General features: G+C 36.7%; 19 protein-coding genes. 4 read left to right on the top strand and 15 right to left on the bottom strand.

Annotation, left to right across the window (positions count from 1 at the left end; all coding sequences use genetic code 11):
- Positions 1–3: 3 nt before the first annotated feature.
- Complete coding sequence (locus tag NAT51_RS07170; RefSeq protein ID WP_250597111.1) at positions 4–498, top strand: metallophosphoesterase family protein; 495 nt, start codon at positions 4–6, stop codon at positions 496–498.
- A 2-nt stretch (positions 499–500) separates the two neighbouring features.
- Here NAT51_RS07170 and NAT51_RS07165 read toward each other — a convergent pair whose 3' ends face one another.
- The 4 genes from NAT51_RS07165 to NAT51_RS07150 all read right to left on the bottom strand — a co-directional run bounded on the left by NAT51_RS07165 (position 501) and on the right by NAT51_RS07150 (position 3,834).
- Positions 501–2,096, bottom strand: coding sequence for an ATP-binding protein (locus NAT51_RS07165; RefSeq protein ID WP_250597109.1), 1,596 nt, complete (start codon positions 2,094–2,096; stop codon positions 501–503).
- 162 nt (positions 2,097–2,258) lie between these two features.
- A complete protein-coding gene (locus tag NAT51_RS07160; RefSeq protein WP_250597108.1) occupies positions 2,259–2,546 on the bottom strand; it encodes a hypothetical protein in 288 nt (95 codons plus the stop codon).
- A 13-nt stretch (positions 2,547–2,559) separates the two neighbouring features.
- Positions 2,560–3,225 carry a response regulator transcription factor gene (locus NAT51_RS07155; protein ID WP_250597100.1) on the bottom strand — a complete coding sequence of 222 codons (666 nt, stop codon included), beginning with the start codon at positions 3,223–3,225 and terminating at the stop codon, positions 2,560–2,562.
- A 192-nt stretch (positions 3,226–3,417) separates the two neighbouring features.
- Positions 3,418–3,834, bottom strand: a complete 417-nt coding sequence (locus NAT51_RS07150) for a DUF4293 domain-containing protein (RefSeq protein WP_250597098.1) — start codon at positions 3,832–3,834, stop codon at positions 3,418–3,420.
- Between the two features lie 171 nt (positions 3,835–4,005).
- Here NAT51_RS07150 and rho point away from each other — a divergent pair, with 171 nt between their 5' ends.
- Positions 4,006–5,733, top strand: a complete 1,728-nt coding sequence (rho, locus tag NAT51_RS07145) for a transcription termination factor Rho (RefSeq protein ID WP_250597096.1) — start codon at positions 4,006–4,008, stop codon at positions 5,731–5,733.
- Positions 5,734–5,772: 39 nt separating this feature from the next.
- Here rho and NAT51_RS07140 read toward each other — a convergent pair whose 3' ends face one another.
- The 7 genes from NAT51_RS07140 to NAT51_RS07110 form a co-directional block, all read right to left on the bottom strand.
- Positions 5,773–7,206 carry a glycosyltransferase family 2 protein gene (locus NAT51_RS07140; RefSeq protein WP_250597094.1) on the bottom strand — a complete coding sequence of 478 codons (1,434 nt, stop codon included), beginning with the start codon at positions 7,204–7,206 and terminating at the stop codon, positions 5,773–5,775.
- 3 nt (positions 7,207–7,209) lie between these two features.
- Entirely contained in the window at positions 7,210–7,818 is a 609-nt protein-coding gene (locus NAT51_RS07135) for a hypothetical protein (protein ID WP_250597092.1), read from the bottom strand.
- A gap of 219 nt (positions 7,819–8,037) precedes the next feature.
- A complete protein-coding gene (locus NAT51_RS07130) occupies positions 8,038–9,276 on the bottom strand; it encodes a YaiO family outer membrane beta-barrel protein (RefSeq protein WP_250597091.1) in 1,239 nt (412 codons plus the stop codon).
- Entirely contained in the window at positions 9,276–9,641 is a 366-nt protein-coding gene (locus NAT51_RS07125; protein WP_250597089.1) for a response regulator transcription factor, read from the bottom strand. Before NAT51_RS07125 ends, NAT51_RS07130 begins: the two co-directional genes overlap by 1 nt.
- A 4-nt stretch (positions 9,642–9,645) precedes the next feature.
- On the bottom strand, positions 9,646–12,078 hold the full coding sequence (locus NAT51_RS07120) for an ATP-binding protein (protein WP_250597081.1): 2,433 nt from the start codon (positions 12,076–12,078) through the stop codon (positions 9,646–9,648).
- 126 nt (positions 12,079–12,204) lie between these two features.
- Positions 12,205–12,963, bottom strand: a complete 759-nt coding sequence (yaaA, locus tag NAT51_RS07115) for a peroxide stress protein YaaA (RefSeq protein ID WP_250597079.1) — start codon at positions 12,961–12,963, stop codon at positions 12,205–12,207.
- A gap of 133 nt (positions 12,964–13,096) precedes the next feature.
- Positions 13,097–13,654 carry a fasciclin domain-containing protein gene (locus tag NAT51_RS07110; protein ID WP_250597077.1) on the bottom strand — a complete coding sequence of 186 codons (558 nt, stop codon included), beginning with the start codon at positions 13,652–13,654 and terminating at the stop codon, positions 13,097–13,099.
- 354 nt (positions 13,655–14,008) lie between these two features.
- Here NAT51_RS07110 and NAT51_RS07105 point away from each other — a divergent pair, with 354 nt between their 5' ends.
- Positions 14,009–14,719: a hypothetical protein gene (locus NAT51_RS07105; protein ID WP_250597070.1), complete on the top strand. Its 711-nt coding sequence runs from the start codon at positions 14,009–14,011 to the stop codon at positions 14,717–14,719.
- An 87-nt stretch (positions 14,720–14,806) separates the two neighbouring features.
- The gene (locus NAT51_RS07100) at positions 14,807–19,666 is read left to right on the top strand and encodes a YDG domain-containing protein (protein ID WP_250597068.1); all 4,860 of its coding nucleotides are present in this window, start codon (positions 14,807–14,809) and stop codon (positions 19,664–19,666) included.
- Positions 19,667–19,694: 28 nt separating this feature from the next.
- On the opposite strand, the gene NAT51_RS07095 is transcribed toward NAT51_RS07100, so the two are convergent.
- The 4 genes from NAT51_RS07095 to NAT51_RS07080 all read right to left on the bottom strand — a co-directional run bounded on the left by NAT51_RS07095 (position 19,695) and on the right by NAT51_RS07080 (position 24,420).
- Positions 19,695–20,144: a hypothetical protein gene (locus NAT51_RS07095; RefSeq protein WP_250597066.1), complete on the bottom strand. Its 450-nt coding sequence runs from the start codon at positions 20,142–20,144 to the stop codon at positions 19,695–19,697.
- Between the two features lie 66 nt (positions 20,145–20,210).
- Complete coding sequence (locus NAT51_RS07090) at positions 20,211–20,645, bottom strand: response regulator (protein ID WP_250597064.1); 435 nt, start codon at positions 20,643–20,645, stop codon at positions 20,211–20,213.
- Positions 20,638–21,759, bottom strand: coding sequence for a PAS domain-containing sensor histidine kinase (locus tag NAT51_RS07085; protein ID WP_250597062.1), 1,122 nt, complete (start codon positions 21,757–21,759; stop codon positions 20,638–20,640). Before NAT51_RS07085 ends, NAT51_RS07090 begins: the two co-directional genes overlap by 8 nt.
- Before the next feature lie 258 nt (positions 21,760–22,017).
- Entirely contained in the window at positions 22,018–24,420 is a 2,403-nt protein-coding gene (locus tag NAT51_RS07080; RefSeq protein ID WP_250597061.1) for an alpha-ketoacid dehydrogenase subunit alpha/beta, read from the bottom strand.
- Positions 24,421–24,568 lie beyond the last annotated feature (148 nt).

Raw genomic sequence — 24,568 nt, 5'->3', positions numbered from 1 at the left:
TCCTTGAAAAAAATACTTCTTCTTTCAGATACACATAGCCATATTGATGATGTAATCCTTAAACATGTTGCCTGGGCAGATGAAGTCTGGCATGCCGGCGATATCGGAAATCTTGAAGTGACAGATTCGATTAAAAAGCTGAAGCCGTTAAGAGGCGTTTTCGGAAACATCGATGGGGCAGAGGCACGTCTTGAATTTCCGCTGAACAATCGTTTTAATTGTGAAGATGTGGATGTTTGGATCACACACATTGGCGGTTATCCCGGTAAATACAATCAGGAAATAAGGGAAGAAATTAAACAAAATCCGCCTAAATTATTCATTTGCGGACATTCTCATATTCTAAAAGTACAGTTTGATAAAACCTTGAATCTGTTGCATATGAATCCCGGAGCTGCCGGTAAAAGTGGTTTTCATCAGGTAAGAACCATGCTTCGTTTTGTCATTGAAGGAGACAAAATTAAAGACTTGGAAATTGTCGAACTGGGAAAGAAATAAAACTATTCCTTAACTTGGATCACAATTGTTGTTCCTTCGCCTTCTTTAGATTTAATGGTCATTGCACCTTGCATGTTCTTAACGCGGGCACGGATCTGTGTCAATCCAAATCCTTCCGATTGCCTGATGTTATTGATGTCAAAACCAATACCGTTGTCTTTTATGGTGAACAATAAATTATCGTCTTCTTCCTCAATTAACAGTGAAGCTTCAGAAGCTCTGCTGTGCTTAATGATGTTATTGATTAATTCGGATACAATATAATAAATCTTGATCTCAAAGTCCTGTTCAAATTTTTTGTCTTCCGGTAAAGTCGATTTGTAACTGAATTGCAGTAACGAATTGGAATTGTTTTCACATAAATCCCTTAAAGCAAACTGCAACCCGAATTTAACCAAAAGCGGCGGTACTAATTCATGTGATAAGTCCCTTACTTTATCATGTGCCTGCTTTAATAATAAGCGGGTCTTTTTTAAATCGGTACGCTGTTCGGCTGTCAGGGAAGATTCAAAAGCTGATAAATGCAAACCTACAGAAGATAGGGTGGCGCTTACATAATCATGTAAAACCTGTGAAATTTTATTCCGTTCCTGATCCTGACCGTCTAAAGTCGCACTGATGATATTGTACTGTAAGTTACTGTCAATATCTTTCATGCGGTTTTTTTGCTTCAGTAATAAATTTTGGTAATAAAAATAGAATATTACTCCTGATAACAGCAATAAGAATACTAATAACAAAGTGATTTTCTGGTTACGCTTCTGTTTATCCAAAATCGCACTTTCTTTTTCTTTGTATTCGTTTGCGGCTTTGTCTAACTGATATTTTGTCTCAATTTCCTGAGTTGCTTCTTCAACCTTACCGTTTAAGATTAATTCCACAAATTCCATATATTTGTTACTGTATTCCAAAGCACTTTTATAATCTCCTATTTTCTCGTAAGCATAGGCTATGTTTAAAAGGCATTGGGATATGTTTTTGTGGTCACCATTGTTGGGATATAAAGCTAAAACTTCTTTATAATTTTTTATGGCTTCAGTATAATTTTTCTCCCCTTCAATCAAACAAACTGCATAATTGTTTTTTGCTATGGCAATTAATTGTTTGTTTTTACTTTCCTCAGCAATCTGCATGGATTTTAAACTGTATGATTTTGCCAGAGGGTATTCTTTTCTGCTGAAGTGGTAATCAAAAAAATTATTATTAGCTTTAAATTTTTCGGTATAATCAGTTGTTCCTCTCGTGTAAAAGGCAACTTTTTCCAGATAGTATTTTACACTGTCAGATTCAATATTTGAATGATACCTGTAAAGCCCCTGATTGGCCTTTGAAAGTAATCCTTTGTCATTGATTCGTTCGGCTAATTTCCTTGATTGGTATAAATGCTTTGCTGCTTTGTCAAAAGCAAAAGTAGTGGTGAAAAGATTGCCTATTTTCCAATGAATAAGAATCAGTTTTTCTTTTAAATTGTGCTTTTCGGCAACTTTACGTGATTCATACAAAATCTTAATTGCATTTTCTATATCACTGAATTGTTCATACAATAATGCCTGTTCAAGCTTCATATCACAATATTTTTCAAACTGATTTGTACTCAAATACAATTCTGTTTGTTTTCTTGCAAAATTGATGGCCTTTACAGGTTTATTTTTCTCTTTGTAATATGAAATTGAATCTGTTTCGGTTTTGTTTGAATGAAAACCGAAACAGATGTTTTGTATTAAAATAAGTATGTAGAATGAATTTTTCAGAAGTAGAGTTTAATCATTAATGATAACTGAAGGTTTTTTAATAACGATACCGGATGCATCTGTTTGTTCAAATCGAAGATCCAGACAGTTTGAAACGGCGCTAACAATTTCGGTTTGTTCAATAAATACTTTTGAAGGTATTGTTTCTTTTGGATTTAATTGAATTTCAACAGAATATTTACCACTTGAATAACCTAAATTGTAAGAGCAATTGTCAGGGATGTTGAACGAAATTCTGAATTGTGTACTGTTTTCTTTTTCACAGGTGTATTCACCCAGCATAGTGTAAGTTGCCATGGAATTTTTGGTGTTAGTTAATATTAATTAAATTGTGTTTAGTTGCGAATAATACAAGTCCGACTGAACTCTTTACCTTAAGCTTTTTCATAAGATTTTTACGGTGGGTTTCAACCGTGTTCGGGCTAATATTCAATAATTCACCAATGTCTTTTCCGCTTTTTTCCTCACAGATGTATCCTAATATTTCCAATTCTCTTGTAGTGATGTTTGAAATAACATCTTCAATGCGTAAAGACTCACGGTTATTATTTTCAGTAAAGATATCGAAGATTTTATCTTTTATATTGGCAGAAAAATATTGACTTCCCTGTGCTACGGTCATAATAGCATCGAGGATACTGTCACCGGCACTTTGCTTAGTCAGGTAACCGCTTGCGCCAAGTTTGATTACTTCTTTAATTAATTTCGGATCGTCATAACTGGAAAGTACAATGACTTTACAGGTAAAACCTTTTTCATTGAATTCCCTTAAAACCTGAATGCCATCCTTTTCAGGCATATTGATGTCCATAACAAGTATATGTGCATCATTCTGTGCCACCCTTTCCACTAAGCCGTCTCCGTTAAGAGAAAAGCCTACAACTTCAAAAATAGGGTTAGTTCTTAGTACTGCTAATAATCCATCGATTAAAACCTGGTGGTCATCAGCCAGATGTATTTTGATTTTGGTATCCATAGTTCGTTGGGTATATTTTTCAAAAGTAACGGATTAATAATTCACTTGAAATACTCTTAATTAATGATTTTTATATCACTAATTTTGGTGATATGATTATTTAAATTTAGTAAAAAAAATAGTATGGATTATAATAAAAAAGCTAACCTTTTGGGTTAGCTTTCCTCGCACTAATAAACTAAGATGATAGGTTTACCGTAATCGATCCACAGATTTTACGAGATCTTCGTCCTTTTTGATGGCTCTGTTAGCTAAGACTAACAGAAAGATAGATAGAACAGGTAAGAACATCCCAATACCCTTCTCGGAAACCGTAGTTTCTCCAGATAAATTTAGTGTACGATACACAAATAATCCTAGTAAAATTAAGTTTAATATCATATTCAGTCTGTTCATCACAAACTGTTGTTGTCTTTTTTTATAAGTCATTATGCTTAAAATGGCTAAAGTTGAACTCAATCCGAATAAAACGGTATACACAATATTCCCCATGAAGAATACTTTTGTTCCTTTAGCGTCATTTTCAATCCATAAATAAAATACAAACGGTAACACAGCACTCGCCACAAATGCAAAAAACAAATATACGCTTTGAATTCTTTGTATCATTTTTTTAAATTGAGTAGCAAAAATAGAGCATCTTTTTATAAAAAACTATTGTTTACTAAAATAAAATTCGTAATATTGCCATAACAATCCGTAAGCACTTCATACTTCGGAACATAGAAATCAAAAAAATCTCATACATTTTATTCCTTTAATTAAATCCAACAACATTATATGTTTGATATTTCTGTTTTAAAAGAAATGAAGCTATCTGAGCTACAGGAAATTGCGAAGATTGCCAAGATTAAAAGCTTTAAAACCCTCAAAAAAGACGAGTTGGTATATCAAATTTTAGATTATCAAGCGGCAAATCCTGATAAAATTGCTCCCGAAGCCAACAGTAACGTTGAAAAAAAGGAAGCCCCAAAACCTAAAAGAGCAAGGATTACAAAAGAAGTTGCACAAGAGATTAAACCAGCTGTAAAACCTGAGGAAAAGCCTGAAGTCAAGCAAAAAGAAAAGCCGGTTGAAGCCCAAACTCAATCAACTCTTTTTGAAGAAGCAAAACCTGAACCAACTGAGAAAAAAGAAAAAGAGTTCAGAAATAATAAAAATCAAAAAAATAACCGTTTTCAGAAAAATAAACCAAAAGGAAATGTTCCTGCTGAAAGCGAAAGCCCAACTCCGGAAGCAGCGCCTGCTGTGGGAGATACAGAATTAGAAGCGCCGATAGTACATACTACAGAAGAAACGGCAACTACCGAAGCTGATACACAGCAAGCCCAAACAAACCAAAAATTCAATAAGCATAAAAAGACCACTAATTTCAGAGAGCCTGATTATGAGTTCGAAGGAATTATTGAAAGTGAAGGTGTTCTGGAAATGATGCCTGACGGTTATGGGTTTTTACGCTCTTCTGATTATAATTATCTGGCATCTCCTGACGATATTTATCTTTCAACTTCACAAATCCGTTTATTTGGTTTAAAAACAGGAGATACGGTTAAAGGTGTGGTTCGCCCGCCTAAAGAAGGTGAGAAATATTTTCCATTGGTTAAAGTGTTGAAAATTAACGGGCATGATCCGCAAGTTGTTCGTGATCGTGTTTCTTTTGAACATTTGACACCGGTTTTCCCAACAGAAAAATTCCGTTTGGCAGAAAAAGGAAGTTCAATTTCAACCCGTATCATCGATTTGTTTTCTCCTATCGGAAAAGGACAGCGTGGTATGATTGTGGCACAACCGAAAACCGGTAAAACCATGTTGTTGAAAGATATTGCAAATGCAATCGCAGCAAATCATCCCGAAGTTTACCTGTTAGTTTTACTTATAGATGAGCGTCCTGAGGAAGTTACAGATATGCAACGCAGTGTGCGTGGTGAAGTGGTTGCATCAACTTTTGACCGTGAACCGCAAGAGCATGTTAAAATCGCCAATATAGTTTTGGAGAAAGCTAAACGTTTGGTTGAATGTGGTCATGATGTAGTTATTTTATTGGATTCAATTACACGTTTGGCCCGTGCATATAATACCGTTCAACCGGCTTCAGGTAAAGTATTGAGTGGTGGTGTTGATGCAAATGCACTACAAAAGCCAAAACGTTTCTTTGGAGCTGCACGTAATGTTGAGGGTGGTGGATCGTTGAGTATTATTGCTACTGCTTTGACAGAAACTGGCTCTAAAATGGACGAGGTAATCTTTGAAGAATTCAAAGGAACCGGTAATATGGAGCTACAATTGGATCGTAAGATTGCTAACCGCCGTATTTTCCCTTCTGTTGATTTAACATCTTCAAGTACGCGTCGTGATGACTTATTATTAGATGAGAAAACAATTCAGCGTATGTGGATTATGCGTAAGTATCTGGCAGATATGAACCCGGTGGAAGCAATGGAGTTTATTAATGACCGATTTAAGAAAACCAGAAATAATGAAGAGTTCTTAATCTCGATGAACGATTAAAATATAAAATCCCGTCTTGTATTATGAGACGGGATTTTTTTATGCTTTTGGTTTGTCAAACCCTTTTCGGGTCATTTCTCCCCAACCTTTATTTCCTTTTATTTTTCCCCAATTTCCCCTGATAGCTGCATAAACGGTAAACGGATGAAAGATGAGAGCTTCAAGATGGGCAATGAATATCAGTTTACGTAAATCCTTATATGTTGTGTACTTCCTGAAAGTTGATTCTTCGGTATATATGGCCAGCATGGAGAACATAACTGAAAAAGTATATACCAATAAAGTCAGAAGAAGGAAGAATTGCCATTTTAAAATTCCGAGACAAACAAACAATATCGTAATTAAAAGTCCGATGCATTCAATAATTGGAGCCAGATATTCATACATAAGCCAATAGGGATAACTTAATAAACCAATGGTTTTGTACTTCGGATTTAAAAACATCTTTCGGTGAATCCATAACGTTTCCATAGTGCCTCTGGTCCATCTGCTACGCTGCTTTCTTAAGATCTCATAACTTTCCGGAGCTTCTGTCCAACATAACGGATCTGGAATATATTGTACGGCGTATTCTCTTTTTTGATCCATCATATAGCGTCTCATCCTGATGACAAGTTCCATATCTTCTCCAACGGTTTTAGTGTTATAACCACCGGCCTCCAGAACAATTTCACGGTCAAACATACCGAAGGCACCACTGATCAGAAGCAATCCATCTAGTTTTGCCCAAGCCATTCTGCCTAAAAGAAAAGCCCTCAGGTACTCCAGGACCTGAATACGTGCCACCCAGTTATCAGGTGCGTTGACTTTGATCAATTTTCCGGATTTGATTACACAGGAATTCGCAATTCTTACCACGCCACCGGTTGCTATGATTCTTTTGTCTGATTTTTCCAAAAAAGGTTTTGCCAACTTCAATAAAACATCTTTGTCCATAATGCAATCGACATCGATACAAACCACATACGGATTTTTGGAAACATTGATTCCGGTGTTGAGAGCATCGGCCTTTCCTCCGTTATTTTTGTCTACAACGACAAGTTTGGAGTACGATGGATTTGTTGATTTATAAATCGCTTTGACTTCTTTGGTCGGGATTTTGGCTTCATATTTCTGATCAATAACAACAAGCTCGAATGCCTCAATCAAAATTGGAATGGAATCATCCTTGCTTCCGTCATTGATAACGATTACGTCAAAATTATTGTAATTAATCGATAATAAAGATTTTATATTTTCTGTTATGGTTCTTCCTTCATTATAGGCAGGAGCAAGAAGGGAAACACGTGGTGTATCCGGTAAAGCTAAAAGTGCACTGTAATTTACAAAGCGGTTTTTTTTGTGATAAGATTTCAATGCATATGCCGAAATCATTGCCAGAATAATATAAGACACCATAACCGAAATGGCAAAAACCAAAATCAGGTAATTGAAAATATGAATTCCTGCATCTAACCAATGTATTCCCGTCATATTTTAATGTGTATTTTTTAATTGGTTTATGATATCATTTATCTTGTCTGTAACCTTTAAATCGGGATTGTTTTTTGTCCATTTTTCCAAATTTGGAATATACTGCCATAACTGGAAATATTGAATGATTCGTGCGCCTAATAATACAATTGACTCATTATTGCTTTCCAAAGCTAATCCGATGTCTTCAGGAGCATTCATTTTATCCCGCTTGACTACATATAAAATATTACTTTGCGTCCAATCGTCAACATAGATGTCAATATTTCTGAATTTTATCAATTCATCCAATCCTCTCAATAGGATAACACCAATAAAAGCTTCTTTTTGGACTAATTTTTTTCTGTGATCCAATTTTGTTGCAATCGTTTCGTAAGCGGGTTGATAATTTAAATTGGAAAGATCACGGATTGCTTCAACTACTTTAGCCCAATTCAATGAATTTATTTTTTTTAAAGAATAGTTCACCAATCCGGATTCGATATAAAATAATTCCAGTTTCTGTTTTAATTCCCCGGTATAATTACGGTGAAGTGAATTGATTGATTTAATGGTTATTTTTTTGACAAGTTTTGTTGGAATAATTTCATTATTGAAAATATTTGATGCCATTTCAACAGAAGTTTCAGTATCAAAAAGTAAGGTAAACAATAACTCGTCAATTTTTTTTTGATAAACTGCTTTTAACTCAGTTTTTTTAATCCGTTTGTAGCGTTTTATATATGTCAGGATAAAAAAGAGGGCAAAGGAAACAATAAATGTGACTATCAACACAAGTAGTAATCTAATTTGAAAATCGTAATGTGAAAAATCGCCGTTAAACATAATCTTTTAAAATCGGGTACTTAAAATTAATTGAACAGAATAGCGGTTTCTGAATTCGTCCGGAATAAATTCTTCCCTTTCATACATCAAAACGGGTTGGATAAAATAATTTTTCTGTAATCGTATTTTACCGTTTATACCAATTCGGTATGCGCTAAGTCTTTCAAAACTTTCATTATTCAAGAAGAAATAGGGTAGGGAACCATATTGTAGGTCGAGTTGGACATACGATTCTGTTGCTTCAAAATTTCTCCTGAAATTTAAAATACTGGAAGAAAGCCAATCCTTATTCGTTTCTGCCAGATAATGTCTGTATTCTATTTTCCAGTTTTTAAGATTAGCACCTAAATGTCCGGTAAATAGCAAAGTACTATTGTCTTTATCAAAAATCAGATATCGGGCACCAAGAGATGCACTGATTTTGTTGAAATCCTGAAAATATTCGGTAGCAAATTTATACTGCGGAAATATTCCGTTATTACCTGCAAAGCCTGAGTTTAAATAGATATAACTCTTGGGTTTTATTTTCAGATACACATCAATTTCAGTCTGTAATTCATGATTGGATTTTGTTGAACCATAATTGATTCTTCCAATGAAAGTATTTTTTCCAATCTTTCTTCCATATTCAATATTTGTGATATTCATTGATGAAGGAGAATTTTCAAAATCGGTAAACAAATGACCAATCGCAAGTGTATTTTTCTTTTTTTTCAGAATTTGGGTTTCAAGATAATTGACTTCGGATTTAAACTCTGAATTAACCGGAATAGCAGCCAATACAGCCAATGCTTTTTGTTCGTTTCCTTGTTTTTCCAAAGCTGTTGCTTCCTGTAAATCATAATACCCACTGTTATCGGCAAACCTGTTTTTGGCTTCTTTTGACTTATGGATGACAGTTTCGTAATTACCAATAGCGAATTCGGTTTTGATTAATAAGTTGGTTGCTTCCTTATGATTAGGCTTTTCCCTGACAATTGGTTCCAAAAGAGTTTTAGAAGCATTATAATCCTGAGACCAAAAATACAGTTGGGCCAAATATAATTTATAATCAAGATTGTCTGGATATTGTGAAGTGAGTTGTTTGATTAATGCTAATGACGCATTATAATCATTCTGAGCTGCCATTGTTTTGGCTTTGCTGAAAATAGTATCCGGTGCTTCCTGCGCGATACAGTTACCTGCAAACAGTATGAGGAATAACGATATTTTAATTGTGGTATTTTTGAGCTTTGAGATGTACATCAGAAGGCGCTTAATTTTTCTATTCGTTTTAACAATACCTGCGGACTGAATGGTTTGGCAACAAATTCATCGGCTCCTAAATTAAACACTTCAATTTCAGTGTTTTCAACGCTTGAGGAAGTTAATACAATGATTTGCATTTTATTGTCTTTGATTTGTTTACAGGCATGAATAACCTGTTTCCCTCCTGCAAAAGGTAAATTTAAGTCGGTTATGACAATATCGATATCTTCATGATTTGAATTGATGTATTCAATAGCATCAAGTCCGTTGTCAAATTCTTCTACGTCAAAATCTTTGGATTTAAGGAAAAAGGCCAAAGATCGGCGTAACATGTCTTCGTCTTCAATGATAACAATTTTCATAAAATCAGGTATTGGTCAATAATCTGTTTATTTCACGGGTTATGTTTTTAAGCTGGTTTTCCAGTTTTTTAATGTTCTCGGATAAAGTTTCTTCTGTATTTTCAGTTTCAATTATATCCAAAATTAAAACATCGGCGCCAATTAAACTAAAAGATGTTTTTAATTTATGTGCTATATTTTTTACAGTTCTAAAATCCTTTTCCGAAAAAGATTCTTTGAGAAGTGTCATGTTTTCAGAACTTTGCTTCGCAAACAACTGAAGCATTTCTTTCATGAAACGGTCATCCCCGGCAGACATTTCTTTCAGGTAACCCAATGAAATAATTGTGTCTGAAGCTGTTTTTTCTTCGTTTTCAAATGTGTTTTCAATATCTGTTTTTCCAAATGCCCAAAAATCTATTTTCTCAAATAATTCTTCTTTCTTAAATGGTTTTGATATATAATCATTTATTCCTAAAGATAACCATCTTTCTCTTTCTTTTAATGTGGAGTGCGCAGTAATGGCGATGATCGGAACGTTTAATTTCAATTCTTTTCGGATGATTGTAGCTGTTTCACAGCCGTCTAATTCAGGCATTTGGATATCCATTAAAATCAAATCGTATGTGTTTACTGAAAGCAGTTTTAAACCTTCGTGGCCATTATCTGCAATATCCAGTGAATGGTTTGTTTCCATGAAAACAGCTTTCATCAGATTCTGATTCATTTCATTGTCCTCACACATCAGTATTTTTAAAGTAGAATTGCTTACTATTTTTGTTTTTTGCTTTTGGGCGGTATTTAAAGTTTCTGAACTGATTGTAAACGGAAGTGTGAAAATAAATTTTGAGCCTTTCCCCAAAGTACTTTCCACATTAATTTGTCCGCCTTGTTTTTCTATCAATAGTTTTGAAATGTTTAATCCAAGCCCGCTTCCACCAAATTGCCTTGATGTATTTTCCTGTGCCTGGGAAAAACGCTCAAAAATGGATTTAAGTTTATCGTTAGGAATACCAATACCCGTATCAGTAACTTCAAACTTTAAAGTAGAATCATTTTCGAGATAAAGATTTAAATTCACTCTTCCTTCGTGTGTGAATTTGATGGCGTTGCCTAATAAATTAATAAGGATTTGTGTCAGGCGGTTTTTATCACCAATGAAATGTTCCGGAACATTTGAAGCGATTGATTTACTGAATGTCAGATTTTTTTGTTCAGCTTTTAGATTCAGTATTGAAAATACATTCTCGATGGTTTCGTATAAATGGAACAGACTTGAATCAACGAGAAAAATACCGGCCTCAATTTTTGACAAATCCAAGATGTCGTTTATTAGATGCAAAAGATTGTCACCTGATGTTTTAACCGACTTTAGGTATTTTAGTTTTTTGGTATCAGTTTCTTCATCGAGTAATAAATCGGTAAAACCCAAAACAGCGTTTATTGGCGTTCTGATTTCATGGCTGATATTTGCAATGAAATGATCTTTTTGCACATTCAATTCATCGGCCAATGATTTTGCTTTCTCCAGTGCTTTTTCGGCATTGATTTCCAGTGTAATGTTTTGGGCAATTTTGGTAACCTTAACGACTTCATTACTTGAGTTCAGAACCGGACTGTAGGATGCCTGTATCCAAATTTGTGATCCATCTTTGTGTCTCCGTTTGAATCTCCCGGACTTGAAAGCTCCTTTATTTAAGGATTCCCAGAACAAATGATTATTCTCTTTTTCGGTTTCGTTTAAAAGAGCGTCATGTTTTTTTCCAATTAACTCTTCTCTGGAATAACCAATGATTTCCAAGAAATTATCATTAACAGATTCAATGATCCCTTTAGGTGAAAATTCAATAACAGCATTTGATTTTTCAATAGCTTTGAAAAGCGTGTTGTAGGCAGCTTCGGTAACTTTTATGGTTTCATTTGCTTCTTCAATTTTTTGCTCTAATATTACTTTGACTTCTTCGGTCAGTTCACTGTTCTTTTTTGAAATATCAAGTAAATGCATCACGTGATCGGCAATAATTGTCAAAGCTGTTTTCTGTTCTTCTGAAAGTTTTTTGGTTATTCCGTCAAATGTACAAACGGTACCAATAGTGTGTCCATTGTCAGAAACAAGAGGAACCCCAATATAAAACCGGACTCCGTTTTCGGTATGCACATGTGGATGATTACTCAATCTTTCGTCTTCCAATGCATTCGGAATTTCAAGCATATTTCCGCTTACCACGACATACTGGCAAATCGTTTCCTCGTAGGGAACTTCAGTATTGGTTGTTCCTACTTTGGCTTTGTACCATTGTTTTTTATCGTCTATAAATGAGATGATTGCAGCCGGTGTATTACAAATAATCGATACTAATTCTGCCAGATCGTTAAAACTTTTTTCCTCCGGAGTATCCATTATCTCATAAGAAATCAGCGCTTTAAGTCTTTCTATGTCGTTTCTGTAATCCTTCATCGGTTAACTGTCAGTTTTAGTAATGTTTTGGGCGTGTCCCTTCGGGTCAGGCTGTACGTTTCAATCTTTTACAGTTCAGGCTCCGCCTTCCTGAAAAAGGATTTCCACTGCCATCCTTCACGCGGGCTATCTCGTAAAAACCAGTGTATTCCCTTGCGATAAATTGGCATCAAAAGCATACCCCTCATAATTGAACCCTTTCAATCCATCGAGTGTTTCAATATTATGATCAATGATATAACGAACCATCATTCCTCTGGCTTTTTTGGCAAAAAATGAAATCATTTTCAGTTTTCCGTCTTTGTAATCTTTGAATTCAGGAGTAATAACAGGAACTTTCAGTTTTTTAGTATCCAAAACAGAGAAATATTCATTACTGGCTAGATTAACAAACAACTCATTTTTTTTCAGCTCTTTATTCATAGCTGCTGTAAGTGTTTCTTTCCAATAGCCGTAAAGATTTTTGGATTCCCCGATTGCTAAGGATGTACCCATTTCCAATCGGTAAGGTTGAATAAGATCAAGCGGTTTTAAAATTCCGTACTGGCCGGAAAGAATTCTTAGTTTACTTTGTAAAACATCTAATTTTTCTTCCGGAATGGAGTAGGAGTCCAAGCCTTGATATACATCTCCGTTAAATGCATATACCGCCGGACGTGCATTTTCCTGAGTAAAAGGAGTTTTAAACTTTTTATTGCGTTGCCAGTTAAGCTCTCCCAAAGCATCAGAAATATCCATCAATTCCGATAAATCTTTTGGTTTCAATGTCTTTAAGACCTTAACTATCTCTTTTGATTGTTTCAGGTAACTTGGCTTGGTAAATTTTTCAGTTGGCAGGCTTTTTTCGAAGTCAAGTGACTTGGCCGGGGAAATAACAATTTTCATGAATAATTCTTAAAATGGTTGTTTTGATTCACAAATATAAAGATACCAGTATTTCTAAATTGATAGGGTATCATACGAAAAAAAAATCCCCGGATAGGGATTTTTTATAAGTGGGGACAAAAAAAGTGTTGGGTTAATTTGGCAATACAACAGAATCCACTACATGAATGACTCCGTTGGATTGATATACGTTTGCAATGGTTACCATTGATTTTCCTCCTTTTTCATCTTTGATTATCAGATTTTTGCCATCCATCCAGCATGTTAACTTTCCACCTTGAACAGTAGTTAATGTTGCTTTTCCGTTGCCTTCTTTAATCGCTTTGGCAATTGCTTTGCTGTCCATATTACCGGATACGACATGATAGGTCAGAACTGCTTGCAAAGTAGCTTTGTTTTCCGGTTTTAATAATGTTTCCACGGTACCGGCCGGTAATTTTTCAAAGGCCGCATTTGTAGGTGCAAAAACGGTAAATGGTCCTTTACCTGATAATACGTTTACAAGTTCACCTGCTTTCACAGCGGCTACAAGTGTTGTATGATCTTTTGAGTTAACAGCATTTTCGATGATGTTTTTGGTTGGATACATTGGTGCTCCGCCAACCATCACGGTTTTCTGTGCATTGGAAGACAATCCAAATGTTAAGGCAATTCCCAAAATTACTGCTGATAAGATTTTTTGTGTTTTCATGTTTGTAAATTTTTGTTATATCAGCATTTACGTAAAAGGTTTGAGCTTGGTTTTTTGAAGAATGTATTTTTTTACATTTCAAATATAGTATTACTGTATTTTATTGAAAATTAAGAGTTTATTTATAAGTAAAATAGTAAAAATGTTTTACAGAGACTTTTTCTATCGGTTTGTCGAGTATTTCTTTTAAATAGGATTTTATAAAAAAGTAAATGTTAAATTAGTGCTTGGTTTAAAACATAATTTCTTCTTTTAAACTCCAAAATACCACAATAATATTTTTTTTAATGAATTTATAGTCAGGTTGTTCCAAAAGCAAACGAATAAATTTTTTATGAATTTAATTTAACTGCTATGGATTCAAACTTACTTCAAACCAAACGCTTAGAAAGCATTTTCTTTTTTTACATATTCTTATTTTCTTCCATAATTTACGGTCAGGCAACAGTTTTTACAGACAGGGATGATTATGTACCTGGTCAGTATGTAATTGTTACCGGTTCAGGTTGGTCACCGGGTGAAACAGTTCATTTGCATTTTGATGAAACACCGCAGGTTTGTACCTCAGATCATAACCGTTCGACGATTGCAGACGAAAACGGGAATATATTATATGATCAGTTTTTAATAAATGAAAGACATTTAGGAGTGACGTTTGTATTGACAGCCACAGGAGAAAGCTCCGGATCAAGCGCACAGACTATTTTTACTGATGGTAATGTCAGAATAAAAACCAACGTGAGTACAGCCGGTATAACCTGGAATGTTTTCTCTGGAACAGTCTGTTCAGGTTCGCCAACTTCTTCCGGTGGCGGAACGGCTACAACAACTAATGGTACTACTTTTACAAAATTGAATAATACAACAAACACATCTTTAAGTGTTACCGCACCTGCAACAGCAGCTAATGGGAGTGTTTTCAGTTCCTGGAGTGGGCCAGCAGGGGAATTTACCGTTGATGGTTCTAATCCACGTATAATATGTATTCCGGCAAATTCAAATAGCGGAATCCAGGATTTTACAATTAACTATGTTTCTTGTATTTCACCTACCATAGGTACATAACCCACAAACCAAATAATAACTTACGGGTCGAACGCAAACTTTTCTGTAATTGCCAATGGAAGTGCAACGCTGACATACCAATGAAGATTGAGTACTGATAACGGCCTCAATTACAATAATATTCCGGGAGCGAACAGTGCAAGTTTAGTAATTAACAACCCAACAGTTTCAATGAGTGGATATTTATACAGGGTTGTAGTAACGAATGGATGTGGGAATATAACAAGTAATGCTGCTTCTTTGACTGTGAATAAAGCCGATGCCAATGTTGTTGTGACTGGATATAACGGAGTTTACGATGGAGCTTCACATGGTGCAACAGGTTCTGCAACAGGAATTGGAGGTGTTTCCCTTAGTGGTTTAAATTTTGGAAATTCATTTGTGAATGTTCCTGGAGGTGTTGTAAATTGGACCTTCATCAATCCGAATTATCTTGATGAAGCAGGTAATGTCAATATTGTGATTACGAAGGCCAATGCGGTTATTTCGGTAACACCATATTCGGTGACCTATGATGCCAATCCACACACCGCCACCGGAACAGCCACAGGAATTGGAGGAGTTGCTTTGGCCGGACTGGATCTTTCGGGAACCACCCATACCAATGCCGGAACGTATACCAACGATCCGTGGAGTTTCACCGATGTGACAGGCAACTACAACAATGCCGGCGGAAGCGTGAATGATTCCATCGGTAAAGTCAATGCTGTTATTTCGGTAACACCATATTCGGTAACCTATGACGCGAATCCACACACCGCCACCGGAACAGCCACAGGAGTAGAAGGAGAAACTTTAGTCGGACTGGATCTTTCGGGCACCACCCACACAAGTGCCGGAACGTATACCAACGATCCGTGGAGTTTCACCGATGTGACAGGCAACTACAACAATGCCAGCGGAAGCGTGAACGATGCCATCGGTAAAGCCAATGCAACAATTTCGGTAACACAATATTCGGTGACCTATGACGCCAATCCACATACCGCCACCGGAACGGCAAAAGGCGTTTTAAACGAGGCTCTGGCCGGCTTGGATCTTTCGGGCACCACCCACACGAGTGCCGGAACGTACAACAACGATCCGTGGACTTTTACCGATGCAACAGGCAACTACAACAATGCCGGCGGAAGCGTGAACGATGCGATTGGTAAAGCCAATGCAACAATTTCAGTAACACCATATTCGGTGACCTATGACGCCAATCCGCACACCGCCACCGGAACAGCCACCGGAGTAGAAGGAGAAACTTTAGTCGGACTGGATCTTTCGGGAACCACCCATACCAATGCCGGAACGTACAACAATGATCCGTGGACTTTTACCGATGCAACAGGCAACTACAACAATGCCGGCGGAAGCGTGAACGATGCCATCGGTAAAGCCAATGCTGTTATTTTGGTAACACCATATTCGGTGACCTATGATGCCAATCCGCATACTGCCACCGGAACAGCCACCGGTGTTTTAGGAGAAGCTTTGGCCGGCTTGGATCTTTCGGGAACCACCCACACCAATGCCGGAACGTACAACAACGATCCGTGGAGTTTCACCGATGTGACAGGAAATTACAACAATGCCGGCGGAAGCGTGAATGATGCCATCGGTAAAGCCAATGCTGTTATTTCGGTAACACCATATTCGGTGACCTATGATGCCAATCCGCATACTGCCACCGGAACAGCCACCGGTGTTTTAGGAGAAGCTTTGGCCGGCTTGGATCTTTCGGGAACCACCCACACCAATGCCGGAACGTACAACAACGATCCGTGGAGTTTCACCGATGTGACAGGAAATTACAACAATGCCGGCGGAAGCGTGAATGATGCCATCGGTAAAGCCAATGCTGTTATTTCGGTAACACCATATTCGGTGACCTATGACGCCAATCCGCACACCGCCACCGGAACAGCCACAGGAGTAGAAGGAGAAACTTTGGCCGGCTTGGATCTTTCGGGAACCACCCACACGAGTGCCGGAACGTACAACAACGATCCGTGGAGTTTCACCGATGTGACAGGCAACTACAACAATGCCAGCGGAAGCGTGAACGATGTCATCGGTAAAGCCAATGCAACAATTTCGGTAACACCATATTCGGTGACCTATGACGCCAATCCACATACTGCCACCGGAACAGCCACCGGTGTTTTAGGAGAAGCTTTGGCCGGCTTGGATCTTTCGGGCACCACCCACACCAATGCCGGAACGTATACCAACGATCCGTGGAGTTTCACCGATGCAACAGGCAACTACAACAATGCCGGCGGAAGCGTGAATGATGTCATCGGTAAAGCCAATGCAACGATTTCGGTGACACCATATTCGGTGACCTATGATGCCAATCCGCATACTGCCACCGGAACAGCCACAGGAGTAGAAGGAGAAACTTTGGCCGGCTTGGATCTTTCGGGCACCACCCACACCAATGCCGGAACGTATACCAACGATCCGTGGAGTTTCACTGATGTGACAGGCAACTACAACAATGCCAGCGGAAGTGTGAACGATGCCATCGGTAAAGCCAATGCAACGATTTCAGTGACACCATATTCGGTGACCTATGACGCCAATCCGCACACCGCCACCGGAACAGCCACAGGAGTAGAAGGAGAAACTTTGGCCGGCTTGGATCTTTCGGGCACCACCCATACCAATGCCGGAACGTACAACAACGATCCGTGGAGTTTCACTGATGTGACAGGCAACTACAACAATGCCAGTGGAAGTGTGAACGATGCCATCGGTAAAGCCAATGCTGTTATTTCGGTGACACCATATTCGGTGACCTATGATGCCAATCCACACACTGCCACCGGAACAGCCACAGGAGTAGAAGGAGAAACTTTAGTCGGACTGGATCTTTCGGGCACCACCCACACGAGTGCCGGAACGTACAACAACGATCCGTGGACCTTTACCGATGTGACAGGGAATTACAACAATACCAGCGGAAGCGTGAATGATGCCATCGGTAAAGCCAATGCAACAATTGTTATTACGCCATATTCAGGAGTTTATGATTCACTTCTGCACACCGCAACCGGTACTGCAACAGGTGTTGCTGGAGCAAATTTAAATGCAGGATTAAGTTTTGTAACCAATTTCAGAAATGTTCCCGGTGGTTCCACAGTTTGGAATTTTAATGGAGGTGTTAACTACAATAATGTTTCAGGATCGGCATTAGTTACAATTTCGCAAAGAAATTTAATTGTATCAGCTACAGGAGTCAATAAAATTTACGACGGAACAACAGCAGCAACTGTAAATCTGTCATCAGATAAAATTGCAGGTGATGCATTAACTGTTGCTTATTCAAGTGCACAGTTTATCAATCCTAATGTAGGAACTTGGACAGTAAACATTAGTGGTATTACTAAAAGTGGTGCAGATCAGAATAATTATAATTTAACCAACACTACCGCTGTCACATCTGCATCTATAACATCAGCTACGACAGCATTGAATTTACAATTAAGCGCTGCTAGTGTGCGTTACATGGACAATTTAACGTTTACCGCTAAAATTATTCCTTTAAATTCAGGAAGCCCATTAACAGGAACTGTTAAATTTACTGTAAATGGAGTTGATTATGGATCTTATCCGGTTGTTCCAATACCAGGAGCTTCCGATGGATCAGTTCAAGCAATGGCAATAAAACAAATTGTGAATTTACCGGGTAACTATATTGCTAAAGCAGAATTTTTAAGTTCAAATGCTAATTACACAGGAAGTTATCAGGAGAAACCATTGCAGGTTATTCCAAGAAATGCCAGTCCGTATAACGCAACCGGATTTTATACAGGTGATCTATTTGCCTGGACAACCGGACCAAGCACCAGTACGGCAACATTGACGATGACAGCAGTGATAAAAGACAACAATTCTCCTACCGGTGATGTACGAGGAGCAAAAGTAAGTTTCTTTATTGTTAACGGAAGTACAATGTCTCCAATAGCAAGCGCACAAAATTTACCTGTTGGTCTTATAGATGTGTCCGACGGAAGTGTTGGTTCAGCCAGTGCAATTGTACAATTGAATATTGGTTCTGCGAATGCTGCAAGTTTCCAGATAGCCGTAAAAGTTACCGGAGCCTATGAAAATAACCCTTGGGCAACATTATCACAAACCATAGTAACAGTTACAAAACCTGTACCGGGAGGTTATATTGTTGGAGGAGGAAATTTATTGAATTCGAATTCTTCGGGTTATGTAAAAGGAGCCAAAGGACAATTGACAGGATTCCAATTTGATGTGCAATTCAATAATAAACTGACTAATCCACAAGGGAAAGCGTTTATTTATGTTTCCAGTTATAACAAACCTGATGGAACTTTGGATAATAAATTACACACTTACATAATTACAACCAATGCAATTTCATTGTTGAATATAACACTTCCAAAAGCGCAATTCAGTAGTAAAGCCAACATTGTTGAACAATTAGATAACGGAACAACGGTTTCACTTGAAGGCGGTGCTGCATTCCAAATGGCCATGACGGATTCAGGGAACAGTTTATCACAAAAAACGTTAGCCATTACGTTAAACAGAAAAGCAGGTGGTGTTTGGTTTTCAAGTAATTGGAGTGTCAGCCAAGGAAAAACAGTTGAACAGGTTTTAAACGGAGGATCACTTCAGGTTAGAACTGCATCCGGATCGGCTAAAGAAGAAGTTGCCGAAACTGATGAACCAATAACAGATTTAGGATTCAAAGTGAAAATTTATCCAAATCCTTCGAATTATGAATTTACTTTTAAAACCCAAAATGAAACCAGTGAACCAATTTTGTTGAAAGTTTTTGATATATCCGGTAAATTAATTAAACAAATAGAGAAAGTTAATGAACAGGAATTTGTTTTTGGACATGATTTACCAAAAGGAATTTATTTGCTAACTATTGAACAAGGTTTACTCGCTAAAACGATGAAACTGATTAAAGAATAGATAAAAGTCCCGTTTAAAACGGGACTTTTTATAAAGGTTTAGGTTTTACTTCCTTGGTTGAAATTGCTGAAACTTTATTATCCTCATTTACTGTGATAATCAGTTCGCGCATGAAATATTTTTTCTCATAGTCAATTTTATAGCGGAATATATATTCGTCTGTTGCTTTAAGATAAGTGATGTCAATGAGTTTGATAAAATTGAATTTTCCATTTCTATGACGGATTTTCAGACAAGTAGCCGTTATTTTTTCCGGAGTTGCATTCTGAATTACTTTATCAGTTGCTTCGTCTTTTGTAAAAGGTTTAAACCGTGAAGTATTACAGGATTCAAGTAATCTCGTACCTAAATCATAAGCACGGTTCTTTTTGACAGCTTCAACTTTACTTGATTCAACAATTACGGCAGAATGTTCATTTTTTTTACTCTTACATGATATGATGAAAACCAATAATAATATGGTACAGACTTTTTTCATTTTCAAATACTTTTAAATACAACGCTTTAGGCAAATTATTAGTATTAAATATTTGAAAATAGTTTGTCAGTGTAATTTTTTAGGAGAATGTTTTGATTGTTTTGACTGTTTTTTTACAATTTGAAGAAATGTTTCTTTTGTCATGGGTTTTACAATAAAATCAATCACTGAATTAATAGATTTTGATTTTTGTATATCAATAGGGTCAATTGAAGACGAAACAATGTAAATCGGTATTTTTTTGGCTAGCTTTGATTGCAAATCCACATATTTTTTGAGGAATCCCCAACCGTCCATTACCGGCATGAATAAATCCAAAAGGATAATGTCCGGAAGCTTTTTCTTGTCCAGGCTTACTGATTCTAAATAATTGAGCGCATCAAGTCCGTTGGAAAAAATCTCAATTTCTTTAATAAGGTGTGTATCAGTAATCACTCTGTGTGTGAGATACTGAAAAATTTTGTCGTCGTCAATTACACAAATGTTTTTAATTTTACTCATTATCATCATAGGTTAATTTGTAAAGTTTGACTGTAAATGTACTCCCTTGATTTACAATGCTTTTAGCGTGTATAAAACCACCTAATGCTTCGATCTGAATTTTTGTGATAAATAAACCGAATCCTTTGGCTTTCGGATGATTATGGAAAGTTTTATGGAGTTTAAAAAGATCTTCTTTGTGTTTTTTCATATCGATACCCAATCCGTTATCCTTTATTTCAAAGCAAACCCAACCATCATTCTTATAGCTTCTGATGTGAATTTTTGGAGTTGTTTCGGTAGAGGAATACCTCAATGAATTGCTTAATAAATTGGTAATGATATTATTGAGATATTTTCTGGAATAAAACAATGTTCTTACTTCTCCGAAATCAAAAGTAATTGTTGCGTTTAAAGATGAAATTTCTTTTCCAAAACGTTCAATAACCTTTATTGTACTTTTTTCCAGATCAATTAAACTTTTTTTGATGGTTGCATCCATCTTGATTTGCGTTGCATCTACTAATTCCTCAAAAGTATTTTGAAGCGAATTTATGATAGGCTTCTGCATCTCAAAATAATTGTATTTATCCTCAATGGAGTGATTTTCTGCCAGCATATCACCAAGCATAATCAAATTACTCAATGGTGCTCTGAGGTTATGTGAAATGATTTGGCAGAATTCTTCCAGTTGCTTTTTCTGATTGGATATTTGTGCAAGCATTTCCGTTCTTTCATTCAGTTTCCTTTTGAGTTCAGCTTCTACTTTTTTGAGTTTTGTGATATCCGAGGAAAGAATGATAATACCTTCAGGGACAGGTTGTATACTTAATTCAAACCATTTTTTTGAGCCATCCTGAAATTCATATTCACTTATTAAATAGGTTGGACTTCTATTATACATGGTATATTCAAATGATTTGAACATAGTGGTTTTCTCTATTCCGGGGTATTTTTCCATCATTATTCCCCCAAGCATTGCTTCCTTGGTAGAATTTCCGTGTTTTGCAAGTACATCATTAACATAGTAATATTTCCAGTTAAAATCCAGAACCTGAACGCCTTCAATCATGTTGTCAAAAACTGAATATTTCAGATTAGCTAAATCAATTCCTTCTTTTACTATGTAAGGCATTTTTTTCACAACTACCATTTTTACATTACCACATAACAAATCAACGAATCCAAAATATTGAAACGTTTCATACACTCTTTAGCGATTAAGCGGAATAATCAAATATAATGTACTATTTTTCTTTCCTTAAAGTTAACTTTTAGATTGAAGAATGGTTTACGGTTTTTCCGTTAAAAGTGTTAAAATCAGTTGATTATGTACGAAAAAATAGCCCAACTGTTAAGTTGGGCTATTTTTATAAAGAATATTAATTAAGTCTTAGTATAAAGAAGGGTATTTTGAAGGATTTGATTCATACATCATTGCATAAACTTTTTCATAAATATCTTCTACAGAAGGTTTTGAAAAATAATCTCCATCTGTACCGTAAGCTGGTCGGTGTGCTTTTGCTGCAAGCGTCTCAGGCTGACTGTCTAAATGTTTGTATCCCTTTTGTTCGTCAACAATTTGCTGTAAAATAAATGCTGAAGCTCCACCCGGTACGTCTTCATCAATAATTAACAAACGGTTTGTCTTTGCCAATGATTTTACAATGTCATGATTGATATCGAAAGGTAATAAAGACTGAATATCAATAATTTCAGCATCAATACCAATTTCAAGTAATTCTTTGGCGGCTTGTTCAACCAAACGTAAAGTTGATCCATAAGAAACCAAAGTAATATCTGAACCTTCTTTGATGGTTTCGATAACTCCAATAGGCGTTTTGAATTCTCCTAAATTGGTCGGCATTTTTTCTTTCAAACGATATCCGTTCAAACATTCCACAACTAATGCAGGTTCGTCAGTTTCTAATAATGTATTGTAAAAACCGGCTGCTTTAGTCATATTTCTCGGCACTAAAACATGAATACCGCGGATAGCGTTGATGATCATACCCATTGGTGAACCTGAATGCCAGATTCCTTCCAGACGGTGGCCACGGGTTCTGATGATTAAAGGTGCTTTTTGGCGTCCTGCAGTTCTGTATTGAAGTGTTGCTAAATCATCACTCATAATTTGGATAGCATACAGTAAGTAATCTAAGTACTGTATTTCAGCAATCGGACGTAAACCACGCATTGCCATCCCGATTCCCTGGCCTAAAATGGTGGCTTCACGGATTCCGGCATCAGCAACACGAAACTCTCCGTACTTTTCCTGCATGCCTTCTAAACCTTGATTAACGTCACCAATATTTCCGGAATCTTCACCGAAAATTAATGTTTCCGGATATTTTGCAAATATGGCGTCAAAATTATCACGCAATACCAATCGTGCATCAACCTCTTCTGCCGAATCATCGAAGGATGGCAATACTTCATTAACCGAAAATACATTGTTTTCAGATTGTGAGAACAAATGTGAGCTGAATTTAGGTTGGATGGCTTCTGTATAAGAAGTTATCCATGATGCCAAAGAATCCTTTCCGTTCTCTTTAATTACCATGCGTAAAACTTTCCGGGCCAAAGTGATTAAATCTTTACGGATTGGTTCTTTAACTGAAGCCAAATCTGCCGCATATTTTTCAATGAATATTTTATTTTCAGAAGTAGCAGCTACATTATTTAATAAAGCAACTAATTCATCTCTTTCAGTTTTGATTGGAGTAGTGAAGTTTGTCCATGCCGATTTTTTGCCTTCCAAAACATCTTTTTTGGCTTGGGAATCAATTTCATCCAATTCTTCAGCTGTAGCCAAATTATTTTCCAGTACCCATTTACGCATTTGGGCTAAACAGTCAAATTCTGCTTCCCATGCCAAACGCTCTGCGTTTTTATAACGCTCATGCGATCCTGATGTTGAATGTCCTTGTGGTTGTGTTAATTCATCAACATGAATTAAAACCGGTACATGTTCTTCTCTTGCAATTGCTGATGCTTTTTGGTAGGTTTCTACCAAAGCAGGGTAGTCCCAACCTTTAACTGTCATGATTTCATAACCGTTATTGTCTTCGTCGCGTTGGAATCCTTTTAAGATTTCCGATATATTTTCTTTAGTGGTTTGGTAACGTGCATGTACCGAAATTCCGTATTCGTCATCCCACACACTCATAACCATCGGAACCTGTAAAACACCTGCTGCATTAATAGTTTCAAAAAATAAACCTTCAGATGTCGAAGCGTTACCGATAGTTCCCCAAGCTACTTCATTTCCTTTTTCAGAAAAATTAGTCTGATTGATACCGTCAACATTTCTGTATATTTTAGATGCTTGTGCCAATCCTAATAATCGCGGCATTTGCCCGGCAGTGGGAGAGATGTCGGCACTTGAATTTTTTTGTTGTGTAAGGTTTTTCCAATTACCGTTTTCGTCGAGTGAATGTGTGGCAAAATGACCTCCCATTTGACGTCCGGCACTCATTGGATCAAAATTTATATCGGTATGGCCATATAATCCGGCAAAAAACTGTTCGATTGTCATTGCACCGATGGCCATCATGAAAGTCTGGTCACGGTAATATCCTGAACGGAAATCACCATTTTGGAATGCTTTGGCCAAAGCCAGTTGCGGAACTTCTTTACCATCACCGAAAATTCCGAATTTTGCCTTCCCTGTCAGAACTTCTTTTCTTCCTAAAAGACTACATTCACGGCTTATTCTTGCAATTTTGTAATCGCTAATAACTTCTGTTTTGAAATCTTCAAAAGTTAATTCTTTTTTAGTTTCCACTTGTATCATATTGTGTCGATGTAATAAGGACAAATTTAAACAAAAACACGATATATTCTAATTTTATTGAATAAATATTAATTGAATAATTCTTATAAAGAGTGATTTTGAAAAAGGTTTTTGTGATAAAAAACAAATAAAAATATTGTTTTATTGA

This window comes from Flavobacterium amniphilum, from assembly GCF_023634845.1.
GTDB classification, from domain to species: Bacteria; Bacteroidota; Bacteroidia; order Flavobacteriales; family Flavobacteriaceae; genus Flavobacterium; species Flavobacterium amniphilum.
Note: the sequence above shows the minus strand (reverse complement) of the source record. Positions and strands in the feature narration are given on the sequence as shown.

Excerpts from the sequence above, each read along its gene's own strand:
- NAT51_RS07135 (WP_250597092.1), bottom strand. The coding sequence starts at position 7,818 with ATGGCATCAAATATTTTCAATAATGAAATTATTCCAACAAAACTTGTC.
- NAT51_RS07110 (WP_250597077.1), bottom strand. The coding sequence starts at position 13,654 with ATGAAAACACAAAAAATCTTATCAGCAGTAATTTTGGGAATTGCCTTA.
- NAT51_RS07155 (WP_250597100.1), bottom strand. The coding sequence starts at position 3,225 with ATGGATACCAAAATCAAAATACATCTGGCTGATGACCACCAGGTTTTA.
- NAT51_RS07125 (WP_250597089.1), bottom strand. The coding sequence starts at position 9,641 with ATGAAAATTGTTATCATTGAAGACGAAGACATGTTACGCCGATCTTTG.
- yaaA (WP_250597079.1), bottom strand. The coding sequence starts at position 12,963 with ATGAAAATTGTTATTTCCCCGGCCAAGTCACTTGACTTCGAAAAAAGC.
- NAT51_RS07150 (WP_250597098.1), bottom strand. The coding sequence starts at position 3,834 with ATGATACAAAGAATTCAAAGCGTATATTTGTTTTTTGCATTTGTGGCG.
- NAT51_RS07105 (WP_250597070.1), top strand. The coding sequence starts at position 14,009 with ATGGATTCAAACTTACTTCAAACCAAACGCTTAGAAAGCATTTTCTTT.
- NAT51_RS07120 (WP_250597081.1), bottom strand. The coding sequence starts at position 12,078 with ATGAAGGATTACAGAAACGACATAGAAAGACTTAAAGCGCTGATTTCT.
- rho (WP_250597096.1), top strand. The coding sequence starts at position 4,006 with ATGTTTGATATTTCTGTTTTAAAAGAAATGAAGCTATCTGAGCTACAG.
- NAT51_RS07085 (WP_250597062.1), bottom strand. The coding sequence starts at position 21,759 with ATGCCTTACATAGTAAAAGAAGGAATTGATTTAGCTAATCTGAAATAT.
- NAT51_RS07080 (WP_250597061.1), bottom strand. The coding sequence starts at position 24,420 with ATGATACAAGTGGAAACTAAAAAAGAATTAACTTTTGAAGATTTCAAA.
- NAT51_RS07160 (WP_250597108.1), bottom strand. The coding sequence starts at position 2,546 with ATGGCAACTTACACTATGCTGGGTGAATACACCTGTGAAAAAGAAAAC.
- NAT51_RS07140 (WP_250597094.1), bottom strand. The coding sequence starts at position 7,206 with ATGACGGGAATACATTGGTTAGATGCAGGAATTCATATTTTCAATTAC.
- NAT51_RS07090 (WP_250597064.1), bottom strand. The coding sequence starts at position 20,645 with ATGAGTAAAATTAAAAACATTTGTGTAATTGACGACGACAAAATTTTT.
- NAT51_RS07130 (WP_250597091.1), bottom strand. The coding sequence starts at position 9,276 with ATGTACATCTCAAAGCTCAAAAATACCACAATTAAAATATCGTTATTC.
- NAT51_RS07095 (WP_250597066.1), bottom strand. The coding sequence starts at position 20,144 with ATGAAAAAAGTCTGTACCATATTATTATTGGTTTTCATCATATCATGT.